Source organism: Bradyrhizobium sp., assembly GCF_019242285.1.
In the GTDB taxonomy this organism is placed as follows: Bacteria; Pseudomonadota; Alphaproteobacteria; order Rhizobiales; family Xanthobacteraceae; genus Bradyrhizobium.
In genome coordinates this window covers 1-8,948 of sequence record NZ_JAFAVV010000234.1, presented here as the reverse complement: position 1 = coordinate 8,948, position 8,948 = coordinate 1, and the positions used below count along the sequence as shown (strand labels likewise).

The window sequence follows — 8,948 nt, the reverse complement described above, 5'->3', positions numbered from 1 at the left end:
TCGGCATGTCGAGGCGAGTGGTCACTGGCGTCGAGCGGGTCTGGCTCAACTGCGCCGTCTGCCACGTCGGCACCTACAGCATCAACCTGACCGACAAGCCCACGTTCTACTATGGCGCGCCCGCGAACAATCTGCGCCTTTACGATTTCCTGAAATTCTTTCTCAAGGTCGCAGCCGACCCGAAGTTCGATGCCGACAACCTGATTGCGGCGATCAACAGTCCCGAGGTCGGCGGGCACCTCCATTTCATCGACCGCCTGATCTACCGCTACATCGTGTTTCCTCGCGTGCAGGCGGGACTGACGCATCTTTCGCAGCAATTCGCGTTTCTCGGCCGGCAGGGTGACGTCGGCGGCAACGGCCATCCGCCGTACCAGCCCTACTACGACTGGGGACCAGGCCGGGTCGACACCTTCAATCCCTACAAGGCGATCCAGTTCAATTTCCCGATGGATGCGACGCACGTTGCGGTCACGGAGCTGAACGGCGCATCCGATTTCCCCTCGATCTGGGCGCAGCATCCGCGCGACGGCATGCATCTGCACTGGGACGGCAACAACACCTCGGTCGATGAGCGCAACCTGAGTGCCGCTCTCGGCGCCGGCGTTACGCCCGTCACCGTCGACATCGCGGCGATCAAGAGGGTCCGCGCCTGGATCTGGGAATTGGAACCGAAGCCATTTCCCGGCCCGCCGGTCGACGCTTCGAAGGCCGATCGCGGCCGCGAGCTGTTCGAGGAATATTGCGCCGGCTGCCACGGCATGAAGGACAAGTCGGGCAGCGACGGGTCGGTGAAGTACAGCTACGACACCAACCGCTTCCCCCGGCTCGGCCAGATCGAGGACCTCGAGAGGATCGGCACCGATCCGGACCGCTGGCAATCCTACACGCAGAACTTCGCGGCTGCGCAGAACGTGCTCTATGTCGGCTATCCCTGGCGCTTCAGCCATTTCAGCAAGACGGCCGGCTACGCCAACCAGCCGCTCGACGGCATCTGGGCGCGCTCGCCCTATCTCCACAACGGCTCGGTGCCGACGCTGCGGGACCTGCTGGAGCCGGCCGGCGCGCGTCCCGCGAAATGGTACCGGGGAAGCGACATCCTCGACACCGGCAAGGTCGGTTACCGCTCCGACGGCTACGGGGCGTCCCCGAAGGATCTGTTCCTCTATGACACCGGCATTCCCGGCAATTCCAACCGCGGACACGAGGGCAGGGACTATGGCACCGAGCTGTCCGCGGCCGATAAGGACGCCTTGGTGGAGTACATGAAAACGCTATGAGCACACCAGCGGACGATACGGTGAGCAAGTGGATCCTGCGCCACACCATTCTGGTGTGGTTCGGCATTTTCCTGAACGCGTTGTTCGTGATCCCGATGCTGTTCTTTCCGCGATGGTTCCTCGATCTGTTCGGCATCCCGCTCGAGGAGCTGATCTGGGCGCGGGCGTCGGCCGGACTGTTGATGATCATCTCGGTGTTCTACGTTCCGGCCGCCGTCGACTTCGTCCGCTATCGCGCCAATGCCTGCATTGCCGTGTTTCCCTCGCGCACCTTCGGCGCCACGTTCTTCTTCGTCGCCGTGGTGCTGTTCGGGCAGCCTCCGGGTTTCCTGTCGATTTCGTTCGTCGATGCGCTGATCGGCTCGACCACGCTGTATTGCCTGATCCGCATCAGGGCGCTCGAGCAGCAGGGCCGCGGGGCGGGGCTGATTCAATGACCAGGATTGTCTCCATCTTTCTGGCGGTCGTGCTCGCGCTCGTCGTGATCGTGGTGCCGCTCGCGTGGTTCGTGCTGCTGCGTCCGGTCGCGCAGCCCGCCACCAACGATCCTCTGCAGGTCTTCGATCACGGCTCGATCGGCAATGAGAGCGCGCAGGGGATCCCCTACTGGATCTGGCGGGTGCTGCCGACGCTGTTTCCGGAATATCTGCCGGGCAACCAGGACGGCTATGGATCGATCGGCGTCTACTGGGTCGCGGGTGAGGAATTGCCGGTCGGCTTCTCCAAGAAGACGCTCGGCGTCATTCCACGGGTCGCGCCGAATTGCGCGTTCTGTCACCAGGGCAGCTATCGCCTGCATGCCGGCGATCCCGCCACCTTCGTTCCGGCAGGCGCGGGCACGCGCGTCAATATCCAGGGCTTCCTGCGCTTCCTGACCGCGATCGGCCGCGACAAGGATCGCTTCACGACCGACAAGGTGATGGCCGCGATCACTGGCATCTACGACATGCCGCTCTACGAAAGGCTGCTGTATCGCTATCTCCTGATTCCGGCGGTGCGCAAGGCGTTCGCCGAGCAGGCGACCCGCTTTGCCTGGATGGACCCGCGCCCCGATTGTCCGCGGCCGGACTGGGGGCCGGGGCGGATCGACCCGTTCAATCCCGTAAAGTTCTTCAATCTCAAGCTGCCCGACGACTGCACGATCGGCAATTCCGACATCATGCCGCTCTGGCACCTGGACGGATTGGCCGATCCCAAGCGCGAAACTTCGCTGCACTGGGACGGCCTCAGCACCAACCTGCGCGAAACCGCCGTAGCCGGCGCGATCGGCGACGGCATGGACTATCAGGGCTACGCCGGTGCCAACGCGGATTTGACCACCATCATCGATTTCGTCAGGCTGCAGATGCCGCCGCCGTCGCCGTTCTCTACCGCGCTTGGCGCCGACGATCCCTATCATGTCGATGTCGCGCAGGTGGAGAAGGGCAAGGCGATCTATCTCGATCGCTGCGCGGTCTGTCACGAGCCTGGGGGCGCGCGTTTCCGCACGGTGATTTCGGCCGCGGAGCTCGACACCGACCGTCATCGCATCGACATGTGGACCGAAGCCGCGAAGGATCGCTACACCAATTATCGCGAGGGCGGCTACAATTGGGGCTTCAAGGCCTTCCACAAGACCAACGGCTACCTCGCCAACGAGCTGAGCGGGTTGTGGCTGCGCGCCCCCTATCTGCACAACGGCTCGGTGCCGACGCTGCGCGATCTGCTGGCGGCGCCTTCCGAGCGGCCGAAGACATTCTACCGCGGCTACGATCTGGTCGATCCGGCGAATGGCGGTTTCGTCAGCCAGGCCGGGACGGTGGCCGAGCGTTTCGGCACGCTCTACGACACCTCCGTTCCCGGCAATGCCAACAGCGGACATGCCTTCGGCACCGACCTGCCCGCCGGCGACAAGGACGCGCTGGTGGCCTTCCTGAAGACATTGTGATCTTGCGAAGCGACGAGAGCCTGCCATGAGACGCATCGCGATACGGATTTTCAAGTGGACGGCCATCTCGCTGGCAGTGCTTTCGCTGCTGCTCGTCGTGGGCGGGGTGCTGCTGTTTCAGGCGCTGGTCGAGCCGGACAGCGCGAAATTCGGCACCATCCCGGACGAAGCGAAGAAGGCCAACCGGACCCGTCAGTCGCTGGCGCCGAAGCCGTGCAGCGAAGGCTGGGCCGATTGCAGCTTCTTCGTCCGCATGGACAAGGAGCTTTTGGTCAAGCCGGCCGACGGCGCCTCCTATCCCAAGGAGATCACCGAAGTCGCTGCCCTGACCAAGCTGAGCCCTGAAGAGGTGCGCCAGCACGCGATCCTCGGCCAGAGCGCCTGGCTGGTCTGGACCGGCGGCAACGATCGGTTCTGGGATTATGCGGGCGGCCACACCACCGGCGCGTTCGATCTCCTGAAGATCATCTCCTCCCACAAGAGCATGGCCTATGGGCGCCACAATCGCTGGTCGTGGCTCGGGCTGGTCAACGAGCCCTGTTTCACCGAGGCCAAGGAGGCCGACGCGTCGCGGTTCGGCCTGTGGCTGGACCAGCGCGATCCGGGTTGCGCGCCCGATCCGTTTGCCGACCCGGCCAAATATCCCGGCGTGCAGATCGGCGCGCGCGGCAAGACGGTGCCGGTCGGCTCCTACTACGGAGAGCCGTCCGGGGTCGTCGGCCTGCGGCTGTTCCCGAATCCGGATTTTGACGAGAAGGCGCGCGCGGCCTGGGACCCGGAGCGCTACTACAACGATCCGTCCTATTACAACAGGACCGACCTCGTCCGTCCCTATCGCGTCGGGATGGCTTGCGCCTTCTGCCACGTCGGGCCGAGTGCGGTCAGACCGCCGGCCGATCCGGAAAACCCCAAATGGGAGAACCTCGCCTCGAATCCGGGCGCGCAATATTACTGGGTCAATCGGGTCTTCTTCTGGAACACCCGGCCGCGCGACAAGAGCAACGCGCCTGCGCCCAACGAGGCGAACTTCCTCTACCAGCTCTTCCACACCAACCCGCCCGGAAGCCTGGATACCTCGCTGGTTTCCACCGACTACATGAACAATCCGCGGACGATGAATGCGGTCTACAACGTCATCCCTCGCCTGAAAATGAGCCTGCAGCATGGGTCGGAGCAGTTGAAGAGCGGTGAACTCGACAACAAGCAGCTCCAGGACTATCCGCAGACGGCCGCGCTTCCCCAGTTCTGGAATCCCACGGGCGGCACCTCGAACACCATGCGGGTGCTGAAGGACGGCGCCGACGCCGTCGGCACGCTCGGCGCGCTCAACCGCGTCTATCTGAACATCGGCCTGTTCAGCGAGGAATGGCTATTGCATTTCCGTCCCTTCGTCGGCGGGCAGAAGATCACGCCGATCAAGATCAGCGATGCGGAGAAGCAATCGGTCTACTGGCAGGCGACGGAAGATCGGACGGCTGATATGGCGCTCTTCTTCCTCGTCACGGCGCGTCCCGACCATCTGGAGGATGCGCCGGGCGGAAACGCGTACCTCGAGCCGATGGATTCGGACAAGGTCAAACGTGGCCAGGTCGTGTTCGCGGAAAACTGCGCCGCCTGTCACTCGAGCAAGGTCCCGGACATCCCCGCCAATTCGGGGATCGACGACGGCATCTGCGCGGGCGGCGGCAACGGGCCGAACTATCGCCTGTGCTGGGACCGCTATTGGGACTGGACGCAGACCAAGGCCTTCAAGGAGGCGATGGTCAAGCTGGTCACGGCACGCGACGAGGCCGGCCACGACGCCTTCATCGATGGCAACTACCTGTCGTCCGAACGCCGCGTTCCCGTCGACCTGTTGCAGACCAACGCCTGCACGCCGCTTGCGACCAACGGTCTGGCCGGCGACATCTGGGACAATTTCACCTCGTCGTCGTACAAGTCGCTGCCGCCGGTCAAGGAGCTGACCATTCAGCATCCCGTCTCGGGCGCGTCGATGCCGCTGCAGCCGCTCGGCAACGGCCGCGGCTATCTTCGTCCGCCCTCGTTGATCAGCCTGTGGTCGACCGCCCCGTTCCTGTCGAACAACTCGGTGGGCTACGATTATGACGACAGCTACGATCCCGGCTATTACAACGGCGCGGAGCGCTGCCCGGCCGCGAGCGACGACGGTCCCTACATGCCCTGCGTCGCCAACAGGATGAAGGTGTTCGACAAGTCGATCCGGCAGATGCTGAACCCATCGACGCGGCGCATGGACAAGCACACGCAGATTCCCGTGCCCGGCTACATCTATCGCACCAGCGCGCCGGCCTGCCTCGTGGTCCCGTCGGGTTACATGCCGTCATTTGCGCAGCGCATGTCCCGCCCGCTGCATTGGCTCCTGCCGTGGGCGGTCGATCGGAAGGGCGGACTTGCGCTCGGACCTCTGCCGAAGGATTTTCCGGTCAACGCGCTGGTCAATACGAAGTTGCTGCCCGATCACGATGAGCCGGGAGGGATCAGCCACTATTGGAAGCTCGCGAAGGCGGGGCCGACGCTGATCAGCGCCTTCAGGCGGATGGGCGGCAAATGTTCGCCCGATGAGCTCGCCGATCCGCAGACCGAGGCCAATTCCGAGGCGGCCGTGCGTGACACGGGATTCGTCGACACGCTGGTCGGCTTGAGCAAGTGTCCGGATTACGTCGTCAATCGCGGCCACTATTTCGGAGCCGATCTGTCCGCCGAGGACAAGGAATCGCTTGTGAGCTATCTCAAGCATTTCTGAGGTGGTGCGGTGGCGGGTGCGGAGAGTTTCGAGTATGTCGTGGTCGGCGCGGGCGCCGGCGGCGGCGTGCTGGCAGCGCGATTGGCGGAAGCGGGCCGGCGCGTGCTGCTGCTGGACGCGGGCGACGATCCCGCGCGGCCCTCGAACGGAATGTCGCCCGAAGAGCGGCCGGCACAGGCCGACTATGGGGTCCCTGCCTTCCATCCCTTCGCTTCCGAGAACCCGGACTTCAGATGGAATTTCTGGGTGCGCCACTATGCGAACACGACGCAGCAGCGGCGGGACTGGCGCTACCACGAGGAATGGGACGGGGAAACGGTCGATGGCGTGGTCTATCCGCGCGCCAGCGGCCTCGGCGGCTGCACCGGCCACAACGCGATGATCATCGTGCGGCCGAACAATGCCGACTGGAATCACATCTGGCAGGTGACCGGCGACGCGTCGTGGCGGGCGTCGAACATGCAGCGCTATTTTCGCCGGCTCGAACGCTGCCGCTACGAGTGGTCGCTGTTCAGATGGCTCGATCGGCTGTTCGACTGGAACCCGACCGGGCATGGCTGGCGCGGCTGGCTCTCGACCGAGCGCGCGTTGCCGCTGCGCGCCGTCCTGGATTGGCCGCTGGGGCGCACGATGTGGAAGGCGCTGCTCGCGGCCGCGAGCCTGATGCCGGACGCGATGGAAGGCTGGGGGTGGCTGACGCGCAACCTCGGCGATCCCAATGACGAGCGGCTCGTGAATGCCGAGGCTTCGACGGTCTGTCTCACGCCGATGTCCTCCGCGCGGCATGTCCGCACCGGAGCGCGCGAATTCCTGCTGAAGGTGAGGGAGCGATGTCCCGCTAACTTGACCATACGGCTCAACGCGCTTGTCACCCGCGTCAAGATCGACCCCGTCTCGCGAACGGCATCCGGCGTCTTTTATCGCGAGGGACGTCGGCTCTATCGGGCCGCGGCACGGCCACATGGCAACGCAGGGGAGGAAAGATTCGTCGAAGCGAACTGCGAGGTGATTCTGGCCGGCGGCGCCTTCAACACCCCGCAACTCCTGATGCTGTCGGGCATCGGCGATGGCGAGCACCTCGCGCAGCACGGCATCGCCTTGGTCAAGCACCTGCCCGGGGTCGGCCGAAATCTCCAGGACCGCTACGAGATCGGCGTGGTCAATCGGATGAAGCGGCCGTGGCAGGCCTTGCAAGGCGCGACCTACACGGTCAAGGACCGGCTGTATCGTCAGTGGAAGCGGTGGGGGACCGGCGCCTACACCAGCAACGGTGTCCTGTTCTCGGCCAAGTTCCGGTCGCGGACCGATCAGCCGCGTCCCGACCTGTTCTGCTTCTGCCTGCTCGCCGATTTCCGCGGCTACTATCCCGGTTACTCGGACCGCATCAGGAAGCTCGATTATTTCACCTGGGCGGTCCTCAAGGCCTACACCCGCAACAATGCGGGGACCGTGCGGTTGCGATCCGATGATCCGCTGGAACGGCCGCTGATCGATTTCCACTATTTCGGGGAGGGCGGCTGCGCTGCGGCCTCGGATGTCGATGCGGTCGTCACCGCCATCAAGGTAGGGCGCAAGGTGATCGATGCGCTGGGCGATCTGGTCGCCGAGGAGGAGACCCCCGGCCGCCATCTCTATACCGACGATCAATTGCGGCGCCATGTCGAGGACAATGCGTGGGGCCATCATGCCTGCGGCACCTGCGCCATGAAGCCGGAAGATCAGTCCGGCGTGGTCGACAGCGAATTCCGGGTACACGGCATTCGCAATCTGCGGATCGTCGATGCATCGATCTTTCCCCGCATTCCCGGCTATTTCATCGTCACGGCCGTGTACATGATTGCCGAAAAGGCCGCGGACGTCGTGCTCGGACGCAGATGAACTGCGGTACCCGAGATAATAGCCGTCGCACACGCGCGGTATTGCCAAGCTCCTCATTCGCACATGCACGGCGAGCTTGGACATTTCCTGATCAACTGATAGTCAGGAATCGGGTGAAAGCGTGCGATCGGCGGCGTCTTGGCGGCCAATTGCCGCCTGCGAGGTGAGCATGCCTGAAATTTCGTCTCGACCGAGGGAAGCCAGACCAGAGCGGGCGGCCAATCGATCCGGATCGCCGCGTCTGCTGGAGCGACCGGCAACGCTCGCCGAGGGCGCCTATGAAATCATCGCCGCGAATCTGATGGAGGGCGGCTACGTTCCCGGCGAAAAGCTCGCTACCCGGAATCTGGCCGCGCAACTGGGTGTGAGTCTGACACCTGCGCGCGAGGCGGTGCTCAGGCTGGTTCGGGAAGGCGCGCTGGAACTCTTGAATGCGCGGACGACTGTCGTGCCGACCCTTTCACCGCAGCGCTTCAAGGAAATCTACTGCATCAGGCATTCGCTCGAGCCCACGGTCGCGAAGATGGCGGCCGATCGCCTCACCGCCGATGATGTCAAGGCGCTGGAACGTTCGCTGGAGCGCATGACCGCCTGCTACCACCGTGGCGACTATCGGCTCGCCTTTCGGTCCGACGGCGAATTTCATTTCCGCATCTATGAAGCCGCGGATATGCCGCTGGTCGTTTCCTTCATTCGCGCCGCATGGCTTCGGGTCGGGCCGACCTTCCGTCTCCTCTACCCCACCATGGCGAATCCGGAGGATGCGATTCGGATTCATGCCGAGGCGATCGGCGCCGTCAGGGCACGCGACGCGGCGGGCCTCGCCGCGGCGATCGAACGGGATTTGCTGCGCGGCGAAGGGCTGCTCCGGAGCCTCCTGTCGGGAGAAGCACAATCCATCTCATGACAGATTATCTGTCCAAGTCATTGAGCTGATTATGTTGCGTTCATAATGATATATCATACTTGATATTTGATATATCACAAGGTAGGCTCCCCTGGATCAATGGGAGGGCTGGATGATGACGACCCGTCGCGACCTTTGCAAAAGCCTGCTGGCGACGAGTGCGCTGGCGCTCTGGCCTACCATTCCCGTCGT

Annotated in this window: 6 protein-coding genes; all 6 read left to right on the top strand. The window is 63.9% G+C overall.

Translation table 11 applies throughout. The annotated features are described in order from the left end of the window. On the top strand, nucleotides 1-1,280 hold a 1,280-nt coding region (locus JOY90_RS09060), incomplete at its 5' end, for a c-type cytochrome (protein WP_291690803.1). A gap of 20 nt (nucleotides 1,281-1,300) precedes the next feature. Further along, nucleotides 1,301-1,717 carry a hypothetical protein gene (locus JOY90_RS09055; protein WP_291690802.1) on the top strand — a complete coding sequence of 139 codons (417 nt, stop codon included), beginning with the start codon at nucleotides 1,301-1,303 and terminating at the stop codon, nucleotides 1,715-1,717. Beyond that, nucleotides 1,714-3,207, top strand: a complete 1,494-nt coding sequence (locus tag JOY90_RS09050; RefSeq protein ID WP_291690801.1) for a cytochrome c — start codon at nucleotides 1,714-1,716, stop codon at nucleotides 3,205-3,207. Before JOY90_RS09055 ends, JOY90_RS09050 begins: the two co-directional genes overlap by 4 nt. A gap of 25 nt (nucleotides 3,208-3,232) precedes the next feature. Continuing rightward, nucleotides 3,233-5,971 carry a hypothetical protein gene (locus JOY90_RS09045; protein ID WP_291690800.1) on the top strand — a complete coding sequence of 913 codons (2,739 nt, stop codon included), beginning with the start codon at nucleotides 3,233-3,235 and terminating at the stop codon, nucleotides 5,969-5,971. Nucleotides 5,972-5,980: 9 nt separating this feature from the next. Continuing rightward, entirely contained in the window at nucleotides 5,981-7,849 is a 1,869-nt protein-coding gene (locus JOY90_RS09040) for a GMC oxidoreductase (RefSeq protein ID WP_291690799.1), read from the top strand. 121 nt (nucleotides 7,850-7,970) lie between these two features. Continuing rightward, complete coding sequence (locus tag JOY90_RS09035; RefSeq protein WP_291690798.1) at nucleotides 7,971-8,756, top strand: GntR family transcriptional regulator; 786 nt, start codon at nucleotides 7,971-7,973, stop codon at nucleotides 8,754-8,756. Nucleotides 8,757-8,948 lie beyond the last annotated feature (192 nt).